Annotated in this window: 13 protein-coding genes; 6 read left to right on the top strand and 7 right to left on the bottom strand. The window is 72.0% G+C overall.

The annotated features are described in order from the left end of the window. Positions 1-47 precede the first annotated feature (47 nt). Entirely contained in the window at positions 48-3,884 is a 3,837-nt protein-coding gene (locus tag H566_RS24020) for a TOMM system kinase/cyclase fusion protein (protein WP_034411014.1), read from the bottom strand. Further along, positions 3,884-4,846, bottom strand: a complete 963-nt coding sequence (locus tag H566_RS24015; protein ID WP_051378433.1) for an FHA domain-containing protein — start codon at positions 4,844-4,846, stop codon at positions 3,884-3,886. Before H566_RS24015 ends, H566_RS24020 begins: the two co-directional genes overlap by 1 nt. 143 nt (positions 4,847-4,989) lie before the next feature. Here H566_RS24015 and H566_RS28905 point away from each other — a divergent pair, with 143 nt between their 5' ends. The 3 genes from H566_RS28905 to H566_RS0109160 all read left to right on the top strand — a co-directional run bounded on the left by H566_RS28905 (position 4,990) and on the right by H566_RS0109160 (position 9,378). Further along, a complete protein-coding gene (locus tag H566_RS28905) occupies positions 4,990-5,229 on the top strand; it encodes a hypothetical protein (RefSeq protein ID WP_156924351.1) in 240 nt (79 codons plus the stop codon). Between the two features lie 140 nt (positions 5,230-5,369). Next, positions 5,370-8,651, top strand: coding sequence for an nSTAND1 domain-containing NTPase (locus H566_RS24010; RefSeq protein WP_051378431.1), 3,282 nt, complete (start codon positions 5,370-5,372; stop codon positions 8,649-8,651). Between the two features lie 22 nt (positions 8,652-8,673). Continuing rightward, the gene (locus H566_RS0109160) at positions 8,674-9,378 is read left to right on the top strand and encodes a hypothetical protein (RefSeq protein WP_028311206.1); all 705 of its coding nucleotides are present in this window, start codon (positions 8,674-8,676) and stop codon (positions 9,376-9,378) included. Between the two features lie 7 nt (positions 9,379-9,385). Here the strand turns inward: H566_RS0109160 and H566_RS0109155 are convergent, their stop codons facing one another. Then, entirely contained in the window at positions 9,386-13,408 is a 4,023-nt protein-coding gene (locus H566_RS0109155) for a hydantoinase B/oxoprolinase family protein (protein WP_028311205.1), read from the bottom strand. Positions 13,409-13,427: 19 nt separating this feature from the next. On the opposite strand from H566_RS0109155, the gene H566_RS0109150 reads away from it, so the two are divergent. Both H566_RS0109150 and H566_RS0109145 read left to right on the top strand, forming a co-directional pair. Beyond that, positions 13,428-14,813 (top strand): FAD-dependent oxidoreductase, encoded by a 1,386-nt coding sequence (locus H566_RS0109150; RefSeq protein ID WP_084544913.1) that lies wholly within the window; start codon positions 13,428-13,430, stop codon positions 14,811-14,813. A gap of 70 nt (positions 14,814-14,883) precedes the next feature. Then, the gene (locus H566_RS0109145) at positions 14,884-16,491 is read left to right on the top strand and encodes a bifunctional ADP-dependent NAD(P)H-hydrate dehydratase/NAD(P)H-hydrate epimerase (protein WP_028311203.1); all 1,608 of its coding nucleotides are present in this window, start codon (positions 14,884-14,886) and stop codon (positions 16,489-16,491) included. A gap of 14 nt (positions 16,492-16,505) precedes the next feature. Here H566_RS0109145 and H566_RS0109140 read toward each other — a convergent pair whose 3' ends face one another. After that, complete coding sequence (locus H566_RS0109140; protein WP_028311202.1) at positions 16,506-17,213, bottom strand: ABC transporter ATP-binding protein; 708 nt, start codon at positions 17,211-17,213, stop codon at positions 16,506-16,508. On the opposite strand from H566_RS0109140, the gene H566_RS0109135 reads away from it, so the two are divergent. Continuing rightward, positions 17,212-17,850 carry an arylesterase gene (locus tag H566_RS0109135; protein ID WP_211238062.1) on the top strand — a complete coding sequence of 213 codons (639 nt, stop codon included), beginning with the start codon at positions 17,212-17,214 and terminating at the stop codon, positions 17,848-17,850. The two genes, H566_RS0109140 and H566_RS0109135, sit on opposite strands and share 2 nt — an antisense overlap. 83 nt (positions 17,851-17,933) lie before the next feature. Here the strand turns inward: H566_RS0109135 and H566_RS0109130 are convergent, their stop codons facing one another. The 3 genes from H566_RS0109130 to H566_RS0109120 form a co-directional block, all read right to left on the bottom strand. Continuing rightward, positions 17,934-19,850, bottom strand: coding sequence for a type IV pilus assembly protein FimV (locus H566_RS0109130; protein WP_156924350.1), 1,917 nt, complete (start codon positions 19,848-19,850; stop codon positions 17,934-17,936). Positions 19,851-20,352: 502 nt separating this feature from the next. Continuing rightward, entirely contained in the window at positions 20,353-20,649 is a 297-nt protein-coding gene (locus tag H566_RS0109125) for a hypothetical protein (protein WP_028311199.1), read from the bottom strand. Between the two features lie 159 nt (positions 20,650-20,808). Continuing rightward, positions 20,809-21,276 (bottom strand): DUF1178 family protein, encoded by a 468-nt coding sequence (locus H566_RS0109120; RefSeq protein ID WP_028311198.1) that lies wholly within the window; start codon positions 21,274-21,276, stop codon positions 20,809-20,811. Between the last annotated feature and the right edge of the window lie 37 nt (positions 21,277-21,313).

The raw sequence follows: 21,313 nt of genomic DNA, 5'->3' as shown, positions 1-21,313 counted from the left end.
TTGGATTTGGGCAGCCGCCCGAGGCGGCACCTGCATCGCCGCGAAGCTCAGCCCAGCCGGCCCAGCATCGCGGCGGCACGCCTGCCCGACACGACCATGCCGTTCACACGCGCGACTTCGATGGCGTGCTCCAGCAGACGGGCCGCCTGCTGGCGCGCATCGGACCGGCCGCGCGCGAGGTGGTTGCCAGCCTGCTGGATGGCAAGTTCCGGCTCGTAGTAGCGCTCGCCGATGCGGTGAGCGCGTTCGAAGCACTCATCCAGGCAGGCGATCGCCTCGTCGAGACGGCCCTCTCGCGCAAGCAGATCGCCTGCGAGGGAACGGTAATAGGTCAGGCCGAGCATGCAGCCCATGGCATCGAGCGCGCCGAGAATCCCGGTCATGGATGCCACGTCCTCGCGCAGCCAGCAGTCGAGGATGGCGCCGTAGGCCTCGACCGCCGGCAACCCGTAGCGACGGGAGAGTTCCAGCAATCTCCCGCAGGCCGCCTGCATGCCGGCGCGATCCTGCATGTACTGATGCAGCAGTACCCGGTACATCAGCACGATCCCGAGCGTTGGCACGTGCGCGCAGGTAACAGCTTCGGCGAGCGCCGCGTCGGAGTGTGCGAGCGCGGCCTCCCGGTCGCCATCGATGAACCAGATGACCAGCGCCAGCGACGCTTCGCTCCAGGGCCGGCAATCGAGCGCGTAATGCGCGACATCCGCGCCCGCCTCGGCGCGCGGCTCGGCGAGCACACGTCTGAAAGCCTTGGCGGCATCGGGGTAACGGCCGTCGATCCAGGCGCAGGAGCCGTCCATGGTGTAGGCGGCACGACGCAGGCGGGCATCGCCGGACGCCTCGGCGATGGCAACGAGCTGGGCTACCGGGGCGCGCATCAGGCTGCGGTCGCTGGCGCAGTGGTAGTAGATCGCCAGCGCCCAGAGGGCGGTGAAACGTTGCTCGCTCGATCCGGCGCTGGTCAGCAGGCTTTGCGTGTGCTGGACAGTCTCGCGCACCCGGGGGTCCGTCCAGCCGTAGCGATACATCATGGCCTGGGTGGTGATGAGGCCGAGTTCGAGCTCGGCCGGTGCACGCACCTCCGTCGGCAGGCGGTCGAGGCGACCGCGGGCCACCTCGGCATGACCGAGCGCTTCGTCGTAGAGCGCGCGGCCGAGCGCGATGAAGGCCGCGCGCGTGCCATGCCGCACCGAGGCCTCGTGCATGCTGGCACCGGCGTAGTGCCGTGCCAGCGCAACCGCGTTGCCTTCCGGATCGACCGCTTCCAGCACGCGCGCGACGCGGGCATGCGTCTGCTCGCGGAACTGCGTGGTCATGGAGTCGTAGGCCGCATCGCAGATGAGCGCATGGCGGAAGCTGAAGCTGTCGCCCTGGACCCGGCGCTGGCGCCCGGCGAGATCGGCCAGCTCCATGAGTTCGAGGTCATCCTGCACGCTGGCCTCGTCGCGCAGCGCGACCGACAGCAGCAGCCCGAGGTCGAAATCGCGGCCGAGCACGGCGGCGAGCTGGGCCGTTTCCTTGGCGGGCCCGAGTCGGTCGAGCGCCTGGCCGAGCACGTCGCGCAGGCTGGCCGGGATCGGGTCGGCATCGGCGCCTTGGCCGGCACGCCGACCGATGCGGGCGCGTGTCAGCTCGGTGAGATAGAGCGGATTGCCCTCGGCGCGCGCGACGATCTGCTCGATCTCGCCAACGTCGAGCGCCTCGGCGCCTGGCAGCGCGCGCGCGAGCGCGGCGGCCTCCGACGGCGCGAGCGCGCCGAGCTGCAGCCGGTCGACCGAGGGCTGGTAACCGCCTTCGGGACGGGTGGTGAGCAGCAGGCCGAGCCGGCCTGAGGGCGCCTCGGCGACGAGGCGGTCGAGCAGTTCGCGGCTGGTCGGGTCGATCCAGTGCACGTCCTCGATCACGACCACGGCCGGCCCGCCCGACAGGGCGTGCAGCAGGTTGTGCAGCGTGTCCAGCACGAGCTGGCGCTGGCGCTGGGGCGCGAGCAGCACCGGCGGCTGGTCGGGGCGCGGCGGCAGGCCGAGCCAGGCGCCGAGCACCGCCACCGCCTCGTCATCGCCACCGATGCCGCCCAGCGCTTCGGCCAGACGACGCGTCGCGCTCTGGGGTTCGGCCACTACATCGAGCCGCAGCTGGGCCGACAGCCAGCGCATGAAGGGATAGAGCGCGGTGTTGCGCTGTTCGGGCAGGCAGGTGAGCTGCCAGCTGTGCCCGCCGTCGGCCTGGATGCGGGCGCGCAGCGCCTGGGCGAGCCGCGACTTGCCCAGGCCCGGCTCGCCGCTGAGCAGCAGCGCGCAGGCCGCGCCGGCGCGCGCGCGATCCCACACCGACAGCACCGTGCCCAGCTCGGCGGCGCGCCCGAGCAGCGGACGGGTACCGGCCTCGGGACTGTCGGCGAGCGATTCGCGTTCGGCCACGAGCTGCCAGACCGCCGCCTCGTCACCGACGGCCGCTTCGGCCGTGGCCTCGAACAGGAAATCGCGCTCGAGCAGGCCGCGCGCACCCTCGCTGGCGGCGATGCTGCCCGGCATCGCGCCGGCCGCGAGCCGGGTCGCCACCGTGGCGGCCACGCCGGCCGGCACCTGGCCGAGCCGCGCGAGCACGACGCCGGTGTGCAGTCCGATGCGCAGGCTGAGCTGCACGCCGTCGCGCCGCTCGATGCGGCGCGCGCGCTGACCGAGCTGCCCCAGAAGTTCGAGCGCGGTGCGCGCCGCGCTGCGTGCCGCGCTGTCGGCCGCGAGCGGATAGCCGAAGTAATAGAGCCGCATGCCGCCGAGCGCGCCGGCGGCGAAGGCGCCGGCCGCGAGGCAGGCGTCATGGCATTGCAGCAGCTGGTCGTCGAGCAGTTCGTCGAGCAACTGGCCGTCGGGTCGGGCGCCCTCGCCCGCCGAGATGCGCAGATCGAGGCAGAGCATCGTGATCTGGCGCCGATGCTGAGGCGCGCCGGCCGCGACGCGGGTTGCGTCGGTGGCGCTGGCGAACCCGACCAGACCGGAATCGGCGCCCACGCGTATCTGGCGCGGATCAAGGTCGGACAGCGGAATCTGGCGCAGCTGCTCGTACAGCTCGCGCGCCTCGGAGACGCGCTCGCGCGGATTCTTGGCCAGCACGCGCCGCAGCAACCCGCCGAGCGGATGACCCGCGAGCGCCGCCGGCAGCGGTACCTCGTTCGGACTGAGATGCTGGTGATAGATCTGAGCCAGCGACTCGCCGCGCACGACCGGCGCGCCGGTCAGGCATTCGACCAGGATCAGGCCCCAGGCATAGAGATCGGAACGCGCCGTGGCCGGCTCGCCGCGCAACTGCTCGGGCGCGACATAGCGCGGCGTGCCCAGCGCGAGGCCGGCGTCGCGCGCTTCGGCCGGTGCCAGCTCGCCGGCGATCGTGCCGATGCCGAAGTCAAGCACCTTGGCGTGGGCGCGCGCGCCGGTGCGCGTGACCATGATGTTGAGCGGCTTCAGGTCGCGGTGCACCACACCCTGGCCGTGGGCCGCCACCAGCGCGTCGAGCACCTGGGCCATCAGCTCGGCCGCCTCGGCCGGTGCCAGCGGACCGCCGCGCAGCAGCAGGTCGCGCAGCGTCTCGCCGTCGACGTACTCGAACACCGCGAAATGCTCGCCGGCCGCCGTCTCGCCGCGATCAAGCATGCGCACGATGTGCGGATGGTGCAGGCGCGCGCAAAGCTGGGTCTCGCGCAGGAAGCGGGCATCACGCTGGCCGCGCGCGGCGGCGTCGTCATCGGCCGGGCGACGCAGCAGCTTGATCGCCACGTCCTGCCCGGTGCTCAGGTGACGCGCGCGGTGCACGCTGCCGCTCGTGCCTTCGCCCAGGAAACCGAGCAGCGCATAACCAGGCAGCGACGGCACGGGTGCGGCCCCCATCAGACGTCCTCGCCGACCATGGCCTCGGGCATGAATTCGCCTTCGAGCGCATCGCCGCGGAAGATCCCGAAGCCGAAACCGCCGAGCCTCAGGCTGCCGCGCCGGCGCTCGACGATGTTGGCGAGTTGCACCGCCGACGGCAGTGCCGCCATGAGCTGGTTGCGGGCCCGGAAGATCTGCACGTTCACATGCTGGATGTCCATGCCGAGCATGCGCGCGAGATCGCTGCCGGCAAGCCAGCCCTGGTCGGCCGGCCCGATGCCGGCATGCGCGTCGGCCAACCGTCGGCGCGCCAGCGTGACCAGGCAGTAGTGGTGCATGCGTTCGCCCAGATCGGCCTCGTGGGCACCGTGGGTGACGCGCAGTTGGGTGTGTTCTTCATCCAGGCTGAGCCGGAAGCACAGTCGGGGCGCGCCGAGCTGGCTGCCGACCAGTTCGGCGCGAGTCTCGTCCACCTCGTCGGAAAGCAGCAGCCGGTAGCGCTGGCCGGCGAGGTCGAGGGTTGCGCCGGAGCCGAGGACCTGGGCCTCGCCTTCGCGTTCGAGCATCCAGTGACCGGTGTCGCTCTGGTAGATCGACAGCTCGGGCTCTTCCGCCGACGGCAGCAGGTTGTTGCGTTGCAGCGGGATCGGCTTGACACCCGGCGCATCGCACACCAGCAGACTGCCGGGCGGCGCCAGGTCGGCGACGCGAAACTGGCTTGCCGGGCTGGAACCGAAACGCAGCTGCTGATCGATCCTGAGCGGCACCCATTGCCCTTTCGACAGGAAGCGACCGTCGACGATGGTGCCGTTGCGGCTGTGATCGGCGACGGCCCAGCCGCCATCACGCCAGCGCGCGACGGCATGCATCATCGACACTTCGGGGTCGGGAATATGGGTGTCGGATCGCATGGCATCGCGGCCGAACACATGATTCGAACGCAGGACGACGCACTCGCCCGTCACAGCATTGAGCAGCATGCCCACAGGACGGCTCTCCTGGATGGAAACGGAAGACGCGGGCCGCTCGCACGAACAGCTCGCGTAATTGAATGTAATAGCTTTTTGTTAGGGAGCGAATCCCTGCATCGCTGAATAGGGCAATTACATCCTCGGCTTGCGGCATGTTCCGCATTTCGCCATTGCAGATCGCCGGGAATGGCCTTTCGGGCAGACGGCCGAACCGGCGATTCGGCAGGGCAATTGCCGGTGGATTGCCGATGCAGCTTATCGGCCTGCCGCCAAGATGGTTCCGGAATATGAAAATTCAAAAAAATGACGTTCACCTTGCACGATTGGCGCAAACGAATCGGTCGCAATCCGGCAAGCAAGCCAATGGCCAATCGCCATCCGATTTCGGGTGACACCGTTTCCTGCGTGAATTAATTCACAGTTTTTGACGCATCCGTCCGGGATCGCCGGCGGTGCTGGCTAGCCTTTGCCCGCCCCTTTTCCGCGCCAGGGTCCGACTCGCCGTCTTTCCAGCAACCCACGCGTGCTGCCCATGGATCGCCTTCGCGCTTCACCCCTTGCCGTCGCCGAAACCCGGCCATTCCGCCTTGGCGACTGGCTGGCATTTCCGGCCGAGAACGCGCTCGTGCGCGCCGGCCTGCGCGCCCAGGTGGAGCCGCGCTGCATGGATGTGCTGGTCTGTCTGGCAGAAGGCAATGGCGCGGTCATTTCGGCCGACCAATTGCTCGATCAATGCTGGGCCGGCATCGATACCGGCGACAACCCGCTGCACAAGACGATTGCCCAATTGCGGCGTGTGCTGGGCGATAGCGCGACCCGGCCGATCTATATCGAGACGATCCGCAAGCGCGGCTATCGGCTGATGCAGCCGGTGCAATTGCTTGACGCGGGCATCGATATCTCGCCGCTGCAGGCGCCGTCGGCGAGTCCGTTTCGCGGGCTGGAGGCTTTCGACAGCAGCCATTCCGACTGCTTCTTCGGACGCGACCGCGCGGTGGCCGACTTGGCGGAGCGGGTCGGCCGGCAGTGCGCGGCGGGCAACGGCTTCCTGCTCGTGCTCGGCTCCAGCGGCTGCGGCAAGACCTCGCTGCTGCGCGCCGGGCTGATGGCGCGGCTCGACAGCCTCGCGCCCGAGCATCCGGCGCGCCCGGCGGCGGTGCTGCACTGGCGGCTCGACATGCCCGGTGAACGGCATGACGCCTGGCACCAGCTTGCGGCGCTGCTGGAAACGGCGCTCGTGCCCGGCCAGACGGTCGACACCGACTGGCTGAGCGTCGCGCCCGAATCGGCCGTCGAGGCGCTGCTCGCGGCGCGGGCCGGCGGCGGCGCGCCGGCGGGGCGGCTCTATCTGCTGATCGATCCCTTCGAGCATCTGTTCACCCTGCCCGGCTTCACGGCGGCCGCGCGCGCCGCCTTCGTCGAGATGCTGGCGCGGCTCGCGGCCTGCCCGCGCGTGTTCGTGCTCGCGGCCTGCCGCAACGAGTTCTATCCCGACATCACGCGGCTCGCGGCACTGTCGCCGCTGCGCGCGGGTGCCGGCCAGTTCGACGTGCCGCCGCCCACGCCGGCCGAACTGGCCCAGATGATCCGGCACCCGGCGCTCGCGGCCGGCCTGAGCTTCGAGGTCGATGCCGGCGGTGCCCGCCTCGACGACGAGCTGCGCGATGCCGCCGCCCGCGGCAACGAGGTGCTGCCGCTGCTCGAATACGCGCTGGCCGAGCTCTACCGCAGCCGCGACGAACGCGGCCGGCTCACCTTCGCGGCCTATCGCGCGATGGGCGGCGTCGAGGGCGCGATCGGCCAGCGCGCCGAGCACACCGTCGCGGCGTTGCCGGCGGAGGCGCAGCAGGCGCTCGGGCGACTCATGTCGCGCATGCTCGTGCTCGACGACGGCGACCATGTGAGCGCGCGCCGCGCCCGTTTCGCCGAACTGGGCGGCAGCCACGAGCGCCGGCTGCTCGACGCGCTGGTGGCGGCGCGCCTGCTCGTCACCGAGTTCATCGACGGCGAACCCTGCTTCTCGGTCAGCCACGAGGCGCTGTTCCGTCACTGGCCGCGCGCCACCGCCTGGATCGAAAGCCACCGCGCCGCGCTGCGGTTGCGCGCGCGCATCACGCCGCTGGTGGCGCGCTGGTCGCACGAAGACGAATCGCCCGACTTCCTGCTGCCGCCGGGCCGTCAGCTCGACGAAGCCACCGAGCTGCTCGCCGCCGCCGAACTCGACCTCACGCCCGACGAGACGCGCTGGCTCGCCGCCTCGGCCGAGCGCGCGCGCGGCCTGCGCCGCCGCCGCAAGCTCGCGATCGGCGCGCTCGCGCTGCTGGCGCTGGTGGCCACGCTGCTCGCCGCCATCGCCTTCGAGGCGCGCCAAGTGGCCGATGCGCGCCGCCGCGAGGCCGAGGGGCTGATGAGCTTCATGGTCGGCGGGCTGGCCGACAAGCTCAGGCCGATCGGCCGGCTCGACCTGCTCGAGGACGTCAGCAGCCAGGCGCTGCGCTTTCTCGCCGAAGGCGGGCGCGAAGGCGACCTCGGATCGCGCATGGCACGCGCGCGGGCCTTGCAGGTCGGCGCCGAGGTCGAGCAGGCGCGCGGCGAGACCGATGCCGCCGAGCTGCGGCTGCGAGCCGCACTGGCCCTGCTGCCCGACGACCCGGCGCGCATCGACGACATCGGCCTGCTCAAGCTGCTGGGCGAGCTTCGCTTCTGGATGGGCCAGATCGGCTACGACCGGCGCGACTTCGCCACCGCCGGCCAGTACTTCGGGCTCTACCGCGCCACCGCCGACCGCTGGGCCGAACTGCGCCCGACCGACCGCGATGCGATGACCGAGCAGTCCTATGCCCTGTCCAGCCTCGGCAGCGTCGCGCTCGCCCAGGGCCGGCTCGACGACGCCATCGCCGCCTTCGACCAGTCGGTGCGGCTCAAGCGCCAGCTCCGCACGACCCACGAGGACGACGACCTGCTCGGCGCCGACCTCGCCGACACGCTCTCCTGGCTCGCCAATGCCCACGGCAACCGGCCGGCGCCGGCACGCGCGCTCGAATTCGCGCGCGCCGGCTTCGCGCTGATCGCGCCGATCGCCGAGCGCCGTCGCGGCGAGGCCGACTGGCAATCGCGCGCCAGCGTGCTCGCCGCCCAGCAGGCGATGTGGCTCGCCGACCTCGGCGACGACGCCGGCGCGCTCGACCGCGTTCGCGTCGCGCGCGACTACCTCGACCGCGCGCTCGCCATCGACCCCGGCCGGCCCGAATGGCAGCGCCGCCGCGCCCAGCTCGACTGCCGCGAAGCCGAGCTGGCGTTCGCCGCCACGCCCGGCGCGCGCGAACGCGACCGGCGCCAGGTCGAGGCCGCACTCGCCCGCCTCGCGCCCATGCTCGAACGCGATGTGCCGGTGGCCACTGCCATCGACGCCGGTCGCTGCCTGCGCCAGCTCGCGCGGCTCGCGCTTGCCGCCAATGATCTTGGCGCCGCCGACGCGGCGCTCGCGCGCGGCATCGGCCTGCTCGCCTCGGCCGAGCCGCGTGCCGAGCCGGCGCTCGGCGCCCTGCTTCGCGACCACCTCGCGCTCGCCCGGCGCGAAGGCAACCCGCTGCGCATCAGCCGCGCGCGCGCCGCCCTCGCCGACTCGCTCGCCCGGCTCGAACGCGCGCCGCTGCTCGGCAACGACTTCCTGCCGGCCCGGCTCGCCGCCCGGCTCGCGCTGACCGAACCCGGCCAGGCTCCCGATGCCGCCACGCGCGAACTGGCCACCCTGCTCGCGCGCAACGGCTATCGCGGCCGGGAACTGGCCGCCGCCGGCAGGCCCGACGATTGACCCACCACCAAGGCAAGCGCCCATGAGCATCCAGTACGTCCCCACCCCGCATGTCAATCCGCGCGGCAAGTTCGATACGCCGGTCAACGCCAGCACCTGCACGATCATCGTGTACCCGCCGGTAGCCCCCAACGAGCCCCAGCTGGCCGCGCTGCGCTATGCCCGCATCTACCAGAACGGCGGCGCGAGCGAGTTCATGGGCCTGCTGCCCTACGAAGTGCTGGGCTATGTGCGCAAGCCGCAGACCACACCGACGGACGGCGGCGGCACGCTCGACGGCACGGTCAGCTACCAGCTGCGCTTCACCAGCTACTCCCGTGGCGCGAACTTCCCGCACGTGGTCCAGGGCATTGCCTGGAGCGGCCGCATCTACTGCACCAGCACCGTCGGCTACACGCTCGCCGCCGACGCCATCGCCAGTCCGGTCATGCCGGAGCGCTTCATCAGCCCCAACCTGTGCGACGGCTTCAATCCGCTGCTGCCCCCGGCCTATGTCGCCCCCTGCGACGCCCCCCTGCCGCCCGACGGCGACTTCAGCAGCGACAGCGGCGACATGCAGGTCACCTTCACCCAGACCGTGCCGACGCCCGGCAACAGCGCCGACCTGCTCGTCGACGTCACCATCGGCGCCTATGTGTGGATCGGCAGCAGCTACGACGACCCGAACCCCAGGCGGACGATGGTGCTGTTCGACCCGCAGGTGCGTTCGACCACGGCGCCGAAATAGGCCCGGCTCAGGCCTGACCGAAGCCTCCCGCCCCCGGCGTCTCGATCACGATCGAATCGCCGGCCGCCAGCTCGGCGCGCGCGCAGCCGCCGAGCACTTCCACGCCGCCCCCGGCGCGCTCGACGCGGTTGACGCCCGGCGCGCCATCCGCCCCGCCCTCGGCGCCGCGCGGCCCCGCCGCCCGGTTGCCCGACAGCAGCGACACCGTCATCGGCGCGAGGAAACCCAGCCGGCGCACCACGCCATCGCCGCCCTTCCAGCGCCCGGCCCCGCCCGAGCCGCGCCGGATTGCAAAGGCTTGCAGCCTGACCGGAAAGCGCCACTCCAGCACCTCGGGATCGGTGAGGCGCGAATTGGTCATGTGGGTCTGCACGGCGTCCGTGCCGTCGAAGCCGGCCACGATCGCGCCCGCCGCGTCGCGCACGACACCCGCCGACGAGCCGCCGGCGAGGGTCTCGTAGTACTGCCGCGTCGCGTCGCCGAAGATGAAGTTGTTCATCGTCGCCTGGCTTTCGCTCATGAGGCCTAGCGCGCCGTAGAGCGCCTGCACGATGGCCTGGCTGGTCTCGACATTGCCGGCGACGACGGCGCCCGGCGCCTTCGGATCGAGCATCGAGCCGGGCGGCACGATGATCTCCAGCGGCGCGAGGCAGCCTTCGTTGAGCGGGATGTCGTCGCCCACCAGCGTGCGGAATACATAGAGCACGGCCGCCGTCGCGATCGAGCGCGGCGCGTTGAAGTTGTTGGGCAGCTGGGCGCTCGTGCCGGAGAAGTCGATGCGCGCGGCGCCGCGCTCGCGGTCGACGGTGATGGCGACACGGATGACGGGGCGGATCGGTGAATCGGCCAGCGGATCGAGCCACACCTCGTGCGCGCCGTCGCGCAGGGCGCCTATCACCCGCCGCACCGCGCCCTCGGCATTGGCCTGCACATGGCGCATGTAGGCCAGCACGACCGCGAGGCCGTGACGGCGGCAGGCGGCGGCCAGTTCCTGGGCGCCCTTGGCGTTGGCCGCGACCTGGGCGCGCAGGTCGGCGAGGTTCTGCTCGACGTTGCGCGCCGGCCAGCGCGCGCCCGTGAGCAGCGCGCGCAGCTCGGCCTCGCGGAACATGCCGTCGCGCACGAGCAGGAAGTCGTCGATGAGCACGCCCTCCTCGTCCACCGTGCGGCTGTTGGCCGGCATCGAGCCGGGCGCGATGCCGCCGATGTCGGCATGGTGGCCGCGCGCGCCGAGCCAGAAGACGGGCGCGTCGCTGCTCGCGGCGGGGTCCACGTCCTGCGCGAACACGGGTGTCACCACGGTCACGTCGGGCAGGTGGGTGCCGCCGTTGTAGGGCGCGTTGAGCACGTACACGTCGCCGGGGCGGATGCGGCGCGCGTCGCCTGCAAGCGATTGCACGGCGTCCGTCCCGCTTGCCTTGGCCGCCGCCGGCACCGGCAGGCCGCCGGCGCGCATCACGCTGCGCACGCTCTCGCCCATCGAGCCGAGATGCACGGGCATGTGCGGCGCATTGGCGATGAGCCGGCCCGCGCCGTCGAAGATCGCGCAGGAGAAGTCGAGCCGCTCCTTGATGTTGACCGAGTGCGCGGTGTTCTGGAGCCGCAGGCCCATCTGCTCGGCGATGTTCATGAACAGGTTGCCGAACACCTCCAGCAGCACCGGGTCGGGTCGGTCGGCATCGGCGGGGATGCGCTCGGCGAGCGGCTCGGCGCGTTCGAGCAGCAGGTGGCCGGCCGGCGCGAGCGTGCCGGTCCAGCCGGGCTCGATGACAGTCGTGGCCGTGGCCTCGGCGATGACGGCGGGGCCGGTGACGGGCTGGCCGGGCGCGAGGGCGTCGCGGTCGAGCAGCGGGGCGTCGTGCCAGCGGCCGGCGGTAAAGAGGCGGATGCGGGGGGCGGGAGCTGCCGGGATGGCCTCGGCGCCAAGCATTGCCATACCTGCCGCGTGTGCCGTCATCGCGGGCGGGGTGGTTCGTACGGGCTGCGTGAGCGCCTTCGACCCGGTTGTGCCGCAAGCGCTTGCAGGCGCCGCGCCGGGCAAGGCCTGTTCGGTCGGCGCGACCTCGACCGAGACGGCCTCGGCCACCAGCGCGCGCCCGGTCATCGTGAAGGCATAGCGGCGCCGGTAGGCGGCCTCGAAGTCGGCAGCGAGGGTCGGCAAGTCGGCATGCCAGGGCAGGACGAGCGCGGTGTCGGTGCCGGCGTAGCGCAGGTGGACGCGGCGCAGGACGAGCGGCGCGGGCACGGCGGGCGTCACCGTGGCATGTGCCGCAGTGCCGCTGGACTCCGCGTGCGCCCCGCCGCCAGTGCCGTCAGGCATCGCAGTGCCATCCGTCGCCGCCGCATCGCCCAGCTCCGCCAGCGCCTCGCCCGCGAGCGCGTCGAGCGCCGCTGCGAGTGCCGGCAGCGCGGCCTCGTCCAGCGCCAGTTCCATCGACCGCTCGCGCAGCACCGCCGGCCGCGCGAGGCCCATGCCGTAGGCCGAGAGCACGCCCGCGAGCGGATGCGCGAACACGCGAGTCATGCCGAGCGCGTCGGCCACGCGGCAGGCGTGCTGCCCGCCCGCGCCGCCGAACACCGCCAGCGTGTAGCGCGTGACGTCATGCCCGCGCGCGACCGAGATCTGGCGGATGGCGTTGGCCATGTTCTGCACCGCGATGTCGATGAAGCCCTCGGCCACTTCCTCGGGCGCGCGGCGGCTGCCGGTGGCGGCGGCAATCTCGTCGGCGAGCGCGGCGAATTTTTCGCGCACCGTGTCGGCGTCGAGCGGCGCGTTTCCATCGGGACCGAACACCGCGGGGAAGCGCGCCGGTTGGAGCTTGCCGACCATCACGTTGGCATCGGTGACGGTGAGCGGTCCGCCGCGACGGTAGCTCGCCGGGCCGGGATCGGCGCCGGCCGAATCGGGCCCGACGCGCAGCCGCTGCCCGTCGAAATGCAGGAGCGAGCCGCCGCCCGCCGCAACGGTGTGGATGGACAGCATCGGCACGCGCAGCCGCGCGCCCGCGACGGTCGTGTCGAAGCTGCGCTCCAGGTCGCCGAGGTCGCGGCCGGCAAAGTGCGACACGTCGGTGGACGTGCCGCCCATGTCGAAGCCAATCAGGCGCAGGGTCGGCGGCTCGGTGGCGGCTTGCGCCATCGGCACCGCGCCGGCCGTCGCGCCCGCCGCCTCGCCGTCGGCGAGCCCCGCCGCCAGCGCCGTGCGCACCATGCCGACGATGCCGCCGGCCGGCCCGCTCAGGATCGCGTCCTTGCCCGCGAAGCGCGCCGCCTCGGTCAGGCCGCCGTTGCTCTGCATGAAGCTGAGCGGCACGCCCGGCAGCTCGGCCGCGACCTGCTCCACATAGCGCCGCAGCACCGGCGAGAGATAGGCATCGACCACCGTCGTGTCACCGCGCGGCACCAGCCGCATCAGCGGCGACACGCGGTGCGACACGCTCACCTGAGTGAACCCGACCTCGCGCGCCATGTCGGCCAGCCGCGCCTCGTGCGCCGTGAACTTCCAGCCGTGCATGAGCACGATCGCCACCGCACGCAGCCCACGCGCGAAGGCCGCTTGCAGCGCCGCGCGCGCCGCCGCCTCGTCGAGCGGCGTCACCACCTCGCCATCGGCGCCGATGCGCTCGTCGATCTCGATCACGTCGGCGTTGAGCGGCGCCGGCAGCACGATGTGCCGGTCGAAGATGCGCGGCCGGTGCTGGCTGCCGATGCGCAGCGCGTCGGCAAAGCCGCGCGTGATCACGAGCAGCGTCGGCTCGCCCTTGCGTTCGAGCAGCGCGTTGGTGGCGACGGTCGTGCCCATCTTCACCGCCTCGACGGCGCCGGGCGGGATCGGGTCGCCGGCGCCGAGACCGAGCAGTTCGCGGATGCCGGCGATGGCGGCGTCGCGGTAGCGGCCGGGGTTCTCGCTCAGGAGCTTGCGCGTCACGAGGCTGCCGTCGGGGCGGCGCGCGACGATGTCGGTGAACGTGCCGCCGCGGTCGATCCAGAACTGCCAGCGGGCGGGGAAGGAAATGTGCTCGGTCGTCATCGGGCGAATCTAGCAGCCGATGCCAGCCAGGCACGCCGTTAGAATCCGCGCCCGTCCCGGCGGCCCCATCCGCCGACCGCCACTTGAAGAAGAACACCTCCCCATGCATGTCGCCGTCATCGGCGCGGGCGTCGTCGGCGTCTGCACCGCGCACTGGCTGCGCGCGGCGGGTCATGACGTCACCGTCATCGACCGTCGCGCCAACGTCGCGCAGGAAACCAGCTTCGCCCCGGCCGCCATCGCGGCGCCGGCACTCGCCGTGCCGTGGTCGGCGCCGCACATGCCGGGGCGCTGGCTGCGCAACTGGCTGCGGCCGCACGGGCCGGTGGTGCTGCGCCCGGGGCTGTCGCCGGCCAATTGGCTGTGGCTTATTCGCTGGCTCGGCGAGTCGCGCGCCAGGCGCTTCGTCGCCAACCAGGAGCGGCTGCGGCGGCTGGCGCTGCTTGGCCGCGAGGCCTCGCTGGCACTGATCGCCGAGCGCGAGATCGATTCGCGCGACCGCGCGGGCTGCCTGCGGCTGTTCCGCTCGGAGCGCGCGCTGGCCGCCGCGACTGCCCAGTTGCCGGTGCTGGCCGACGCGGGCTTCATCGTGGAGGAAGCCTCGCCCGAGCGCTGCCGCGAGATCGAGCCGGCGCTGTCGGACGAGCTGCCGCTCGCGGGCGGCCTGAGCCTGCCCGATGCACGCACCGGCAACGTCGCCTGGTTCACGCGCCAGCTCAAGCGCGCGCTGATGGCCGACGGCGTGCGGTTCCATTTCCGCGCCGAGGTGAACGAGCTGGACGTGTCGGGCGGCCGACCGCGCCTGCGGCTGCGCGCCACCCCCGAATTGCAGGACCCCGACCTGACCTGGCATCCGCCGTCGGCGCCCGACACGCTGGAGCCGGACGCCGTCGTGCTGTGCACCGGCACCGACAGCGCGGGCCTGCTGCGCCGGCTCGGCTGCTCGCCGGGCTTCGTGCCGGTGCGCGGCTACTCGATCACGCTGGGTATTCGCCGGCACGAGCGAGCGCCGCTCGCGGCGGTGATCGACGAGGCGACGGGCGTGTCGATCACGCGCATGGGCAACCGCATGCGCGTGGCGGGCGGGGTCGAGCTGGGCGCGCGGCGCGAACTGAGCGCCGACGGCCCGGTGCCCGAGGCGCTGTGGCGCGTGATGCGCGGCTGGTTCGGTGGCGCGGCCGACCTGACCTGCCCGCAGATCTGGGTGGGCGAACGCGCGCTGCTGCCGCAAGGCACGCCGCTGCTCGGCGCGACGCCGCATCCGGCGGTGTTCGTGAATCTTGCCCACGGCAGCCACGGCTGGACGGTGGCGGCCGGCGCGGGCCAGGTGCTGGCCGAACTGGTGAGCGGGCGGCCGGCGCCGATCGATCTCGACGGGCTGACGCTGGCATCGCTGCGGCGCTGACGCGGGCAGCCGGCATCGCCGCATGCCGAAGGCGATGCCGTCCGGCGTGTGCGCCGGCTAGCATCACCGCATGACTCCGCTGCTCACCCTCGCCCAGTTGCGCGCCGTCGAGACCGCCGCCCAGGCGGCGCTGCCGGCGCGCACCCTCATGTCGCGCGCCGGCGCCGCGATTGCCGACGCCGCCCTCGCGCTCGACGCCGACGACTTCCTGCTGCTGGCCGGCCCCGGCAACAACGGCGGCGATGCCTTCGAGGCCGCCGCGCGGCTGCATCGCGCCGGCCGCCGCGCGACCGTGCTGGCCTTCGGCGACCTCGGCCGGCTCACGCCCGACAGCGCCGGCGCGGTCGCGCTCTGCCGGGCCGCCGGCCTGCCCATCCGCCCCGCCGCCGATCTCGTCGGCCTTCTGCGGCCCGATCGGCGCCAGTGCGTCATCGACGGCCTGTTCGGCATCGGCCTGCAACGCGCGCCCGGCGGCGAGTACCGCGCGGCGATCGAGCGCGTCAACGCCCATCCCGGCCCGGTGCTCGCCATCGACCTGCCCTCGGGCATCGACGGTGACAGCGGCGCGGTCGTGGGTGGCGCCGACGGCATCGCGGTACGGGCGACGCTCACCGTCACGATGATCGGCGACAAGCCCGGCCTGCACACGGGTGCCGGCCTGGTCCACGCCGGCCGCGTGACCGTGGCGCCGATCGGCCTCGACACCGAGGCCGCCGCCGCCGCGAGCGCCTGGCTCAACGCGCCCGACGGCTTCGCCGCACTGCTCGCGCCACGCGCGCTCGACAGCCACAAGGGCAATTCGGGCGACCTGCGCATCATCGGCGGCTCGGCTGGCATGACCGGCGCGGCGGTGCTGGCAGCACGCGCCGGGCTGCTCGCGGGCGCGGGCCGGGTGTTCGCGCACACGCTTGCGGACGCGCCCGCCTATGACCCGATTCATCCCGAGATCATGTGGCGGCCCGTCCCGGCCGAGGGCGGGTCGCCCGGGCTGAAGGCCGGCGGCGAAGCGGCCGGACCGGCGTCCGTCATCGCGCCGCCCGCCAGCGGCGCGCTCGTGATCGGCCCCGGCCTCGGCCAATCGGCCGAGGCACGCGATCTGCTCGCCGCGCTGCTGCCCGTCGCCGACCGTCTGGTGCTCGATGCCGACGCGCTCAATCTCGTCGCCGCGACGCCCGCGCTGCAAGCCGCGCTCGCCGCGCGTGCCGGCACCGGCCTGCGACCCGCCGTGCTCACGCCGCATCCGCTCGAAGCCGCGCGTCTGCTCGCGGCGACGCGCGCGAGTGACGGCGCTGCCCGGGCCGCGCCGCCGCCCGACGCCGGCCTCGTCAATGCCGACCGCCCCGCCGTGGCGGCCGAGCTGGCGCGGCACTACGCAAGCGTGGTCGCGCTCAAGGGCGCGGGCACGGTCGTCGCCGCGCCCGACGGCCGGTTGCGCATCAACCCGACCGGCAATCCGGCGCTGGCCACCGGCGGCACCGGCGACGTGCTCGCTGGCCTCGCGGGCGCCCTGCTCGCGCGCGACGACGATGCCTTCGAGGTCGCCTGCGCGGCGGTCTGGCTGCACGGCCGCGCGGCGGACGAGCTGGTCGCTGCGGGCATCGGCCCGGTCGGCCTCGCGGCCGGCGAGCTGGCGCCGGCGATCCGGACGCTGCTCAACCGGCTGACGCGGCCCGCCTGAGCGCGCGGGCAGCGTCAGGCGGGCAACGTCTCCGCCAGCCGCCCGGCCTGCATCGTCATCACCCGGCCGCAGCGCCGCGCGAGCGCCGGATCGTGCGTGACGAGCACCACCGTCGTCCCGTGGCGCGCGACGAGATCGAACATGAGCGCCACGATCTGCTCGCCCGTCTGCGCGTCGAGGCTGCCCGTCGGCTCGTCGGCCAGCAGCACGCGCGGCTCGGCCACGAAGGCGCGCGCGAGCGCGACGCGCTGCTGCTCGCCGCCGGACAGCGTCGCGGGCCGATGGTCGAGCCGCGCGTCGAGGCCCACCGCCTCTAGCGCCGCCTTCGCACGTGCCTTCGCGTCGGGCGCGCCGGCGAGTTCGAGCGGCAGCATCACGTTCTCGATCGCCGTCAGATGTGGCAACAACTGGAACGACTGGAACACGAAGCCGAGGTTTGCGGCCCGCCAGCGCGCGCGGCCATCCTCGTCCTCGGCAAGAATGTCCCGCCCCGCATAGCGCACCGCGCCGGCGGTCGGCCGGTCGAGCCCGGCGAGGATGCCGAGCAGCGTGCTCTTGCCCGAACCACTCGCGCCGACGATCGCCACCGTCTCGCCGGCAGCGATGTCGAAGTCGATGCCGTCCAGAATCGTGAGCGTGCCGGTCGAGTCGCTCACCTCGCGCCGCACGCCGCGCACCGAAATCGCGGGCACCGTGTCAACCATCGTGGATGTTTCGAACATGAAGAGAAGAACCTGGGTTACCGCCCTCGCGGGCCTCGTGATGGGAGCGGCGCTCGCGCCCGCGAGTTCCGTCGCCGCGACGCGCACGCTGCTGGTGCTCGGGGACAGTCTATCGGCCGAGTACGGCCTGCCGCGCGACAGCGGCTGGGTCAAATTGCTACGGGATCGCCTGGCCGAGAAGAAACTCGACTGGAACGTGGTCAACGCCAGCATCAGCGGCGAGACCACGGCCGGCGGCGCGAGCCGGCTGCCAAAGCTGCTCGACGAGCACAAGCCGAGGCTCGTCATCGTCGAGCTCGGCGCCAACGACGGCCTGCGCGGCAGCCCGCTCGACATGACGCGCCGCAACCTCGACACGATCATCGGCGCGAGCCAGGGCGCGGGCGCGAAGGTGCTGCTGGTGGGCATGCAGCTGCCGCCCAACTTCGGGCGCGGCTATACCGAGCGCTTCGCGGCGGTGTTCGAGCAGACGGCGCAGGCGCACAAGGCGGCGCTCGTGCCCTTTCTGCTCGACGGTTTCGCGGCCGATGCGAGCTTCTTCCAGGCCGACCGCATCCATCCGACGGTGCAGGCCCAGCCGCTCATCCTCGACAACGTCTGGCCGAAGCTGGAACCGCTGCTGCGCGCCGGGCACTGAGGCGCCGGGCGCTCGGGCAGTGCCGGGCGCGCCAATGAAAACGGCGGCCGAAGCCGCCGTGTCGCGCGCGCCGGCCGCGCCGCTCAACCATCGAGCGGGCAGATCTTCACGAAGTTGAGCAGGTCGCGCTGGAGCGCGAGGTTGTAGTAGTCGGCCTCGCTAGCGTCGGGATCCTCGAGCAGTTCGGCCAGCAGGCCGATCGCCTCGGGCGTGCCCCACTTGGCCCAGATCGACTGGAGCATCTCGGGGTTGGAATCGAGGCCCACGCCGCGATCGAGCGAGCCGGCCTGATCCCAGGCACGTGCCGGACGGCCGAAGCGCTCGGCGAAGGCGGCAGCCAGCTTCTCGTAGGCCGGCGTGCGGTCGGTGCGCCGATACAGCTCCAGCAGCATCAGCCAGGCGGCCCGCGGCGCATCGGCATGCTCCTCGATGTAGCGCGCGAGCGTGACCACGGCCGACTCGAACTGGCCGTTCTCGACATAGTTGTCGGCCTGCTCGACCGCATCGACGGTGGCGCGCAGCCGGGCCTGGATGCGCCTTGCCTCCGCGGTGCCGAGCGGCGTGCGCGCGACTCCGGTCGCCGGGCGCAACTCGGGCACGGTGGCCGAGAAATCGAGGCCGGCCGAGGCCGGCTGCTCGCCTTCGGGCATGCCAAGGTCGAAATCCAGCGGCGGCAGCTTGGCGGCGTCAAACACCGAACTCGCCTGCAGCGCCGGCTGCTCCTGGGTCGCCGACAGTTCGAATTCGGCATCGGGCATGTCGAGCACCGTCGAACGCGTGACCACGCCCGCGCGCTGCGGAACCTCCGGCTCGGTGCGCAGCGCATTGAGGGCGCGCGTGCCACTCAGTTCTTCCACCTCGATCTCGCCGAGGCGGTCGGGAAAGTTCACCTCGACCGGCGCCGACGACAGCGAGGCACGCGCGACGGGGCGCACATTGAGATCGTCGTCGGCCTCCGTCGCGTAGGCGCTCATCAACGTGGCGGGCATGTCGGCTACCATCGGAGCCGGCGCGACCGGCGCGGCGGCATTCTGCCACCACGGCGCACGCTCGATCATCTCGCCGAGCTGGCGCTGGCGCCGGTACATGCCCAAGGCGGCCAGCATCGACAGCAGCGTCGCGCCGCCAAGGGCGAACGCCCACCACGGCGGCAGCTCGACCTCGGCCGCCGCGACCGGATGCGCGACCTCGGTGGCGGCGCGCTTCTTCAGCTCCTCGATCTCCTTGCCGAGCGCGATCACCTGGGCCGCGAGTTCCTGCTCGCGGGCCGAGATGCGGGCCTCGGCCGCGATGCTGGCGCCATCGATGCCGGCGCGGTCGGACGGAGCCTGGGCGCCACCGATCGGCCGCGAGTCCTCGGGACTCAGGAGGCGCATGCGATCACCCGGCGGAAGCGCCGGTGCGTGAGCGGGCACGGATTCATTCGCGCCGGGAACGGCGGGGGCCGGCCGTGGCCGCACGACACGCGGCTTGCGCACGCTCTGGCCGGTGCTGGCGGACGCCTCCGCCCGGGTCGCCGCCGGAAGGCTGCCCGCGCCCGCCACGGCCAGCGGCACCGAGGCAAAGGCCGGAACCGGCTGATTCGCGGGCATGCCCAACTCCGGCGGATCGACGAACAGCGTGAAATCGCGCGTGACGCGCGCATCGCAGCCCGCCTCGATCACCAGCCGGGCCACCGGCTCGTTCAGCGCCGAACGGCCGCGCACCACCAGCAAGGTGCGGCCGCCGCGCGATTCGATGGTCACGTTCGCGCGGCCGATGCCCGGAATGTCACCGTCCGCGACCCTCGGCAGGTTCACGCAGGCCGAGGTGAGGGTCTCGCCCTCCGCGAGGCGCACCGGAATCTCGGCGTGGAATGCCTGACCCAGCTGCGAGCGCATCTCGATCTCGCCCAGGCCTAGCGCCCCTGCGGGACGACCGACGAGCGCGAACGCAAGACCGAAAGCGAGCGACACGCCGCGAAGGCTGCGGTGGAAAGGCTGGGCTGGTTTGGCCGACATCGAAGTCATCTGGATACGAGCTGCAGTCCGGTTGCTGGACGGCGCCGGGAAACCGCCTGGCCCGCCGGTGGAACCCGGTCGGCAACCTGCGCTTTGTGCTTGCTGGTAAATGATTGTATCCAATCATCCAGGCGGCCCATGCGCAACGGCACGGCTTGCAGAGGTTTCTCGGCGACAACGCGATCGTCGCCGCCTTCGCATTTCATCGATCGGACGAAAAGCGCGCGATTGCGGCGGCCAGACCCGATATGAGGGATGACCCGCTTTCGGAAACGCGGGCCGAATAGGCGCCCGCTCCGAATTGCCTTACCTGATTTGAATTGACGCGAAAGAATGAAAACCGCCGGAATTGCTCCGGTATTCGCGCATTGAAGAAAAAACTGCCGGGAATCTGGATTTACCCGCGTCATCGACGGCGGATGCAACAAAGCCGGAGGCTCCTCGCCCCCGGCTTGCGTACCACCTGACAGTCCGGGTGAGCCGGACCGACGCGGGCCGCCGATCAGGCCGGATGCGCCTCGTTCGACGGATTCTGCGCAGCCGCGTGAAGCAGTTCCTGATACTCGATGAGTTCGCGCTCGACGTCGGAACCCGCACCGCTGACGTCGGTGCCCGCCGACACCTCGATCGCCTCGTCACGCCCGAAACCCCAGGGCGCGGGCTTGGACAAGGGGCTGAAGCGCTTGCGCGGCAGCGGCAGGGTTTCGGCCCGCTCGAGAATCTCGCGCACCGCCTCGGGGAACATCATCGCGAACGGCGACATCACCATGGTGTTCGCCTGCGCAGTCGAGTTCGCCATCTGGGTTTCTCCTTGAAAGGATCATCGGGTCCGAATCTGGTGTGACGGATGATCCGGGGAAGCCCGGTGCAGGAAAGTCGGCCATCATGCAGAGCGCTTGTAGGACAAACACCGACAAGAAGACTTACGAATGCAACGAAGTCGGCGCTCGTATCCCAGTTACTGCAGCGTCGATTTGGCGCCAGGGGCGAGCGGGAACGATTGCACTTCAATGCCTTCTTCCCGCAGCTCGCGCGCCTGTTCCGGCGTCGCGGTTCCGCGAATATTTCGCTCCGGCGCTTCCTGGTGATGGATGCGGCGCGCCTCAGCGGCAAAGCGATCGCCGACGTCCTCGGTATTGGCGACGATGTGGCGCGACACCGCGACCCAGGCCTTGTGCAGTTCGGCCGCCAGCTCGGGGGGCGGACCGGCGGACGGCTCGGCGGCGGCGAGACGCGGCGCCTCGGCATGCACGTCGCCGCCACGCAGATTCAGCCGGGGCGCCGACAGCCGCCGCGTGATCTCGCGGCTCTCGCACACGGGGCAGACGAGCAGACCGCGCGCCTTCTGATCGTCGAAGTCCTGCGCCGATCCGAACCACCCTTCAAAGGCGTGGTTGTGCTCGCAAGCCAGATTGAAGACGATCATCGGTTCCCCCGCGTCGAACGCGCCGCCCCGCGCGGCA

It is taken from the genome of Derxia gummosa DSM 723 (assembly GCF_000482785.1).
Classification (GTDB): Bacteria; Pseudomonadota; Gammaproteobacteria; order Burkholderiales; family Burkholderiaceae_E; genus Derxia; species Derxia gummosa.
The sequence above is the reverse complement of the archived record's forward strand: the minus strand, read 5'-3'. Positions and strand labels throughout refer to the sequence as shown.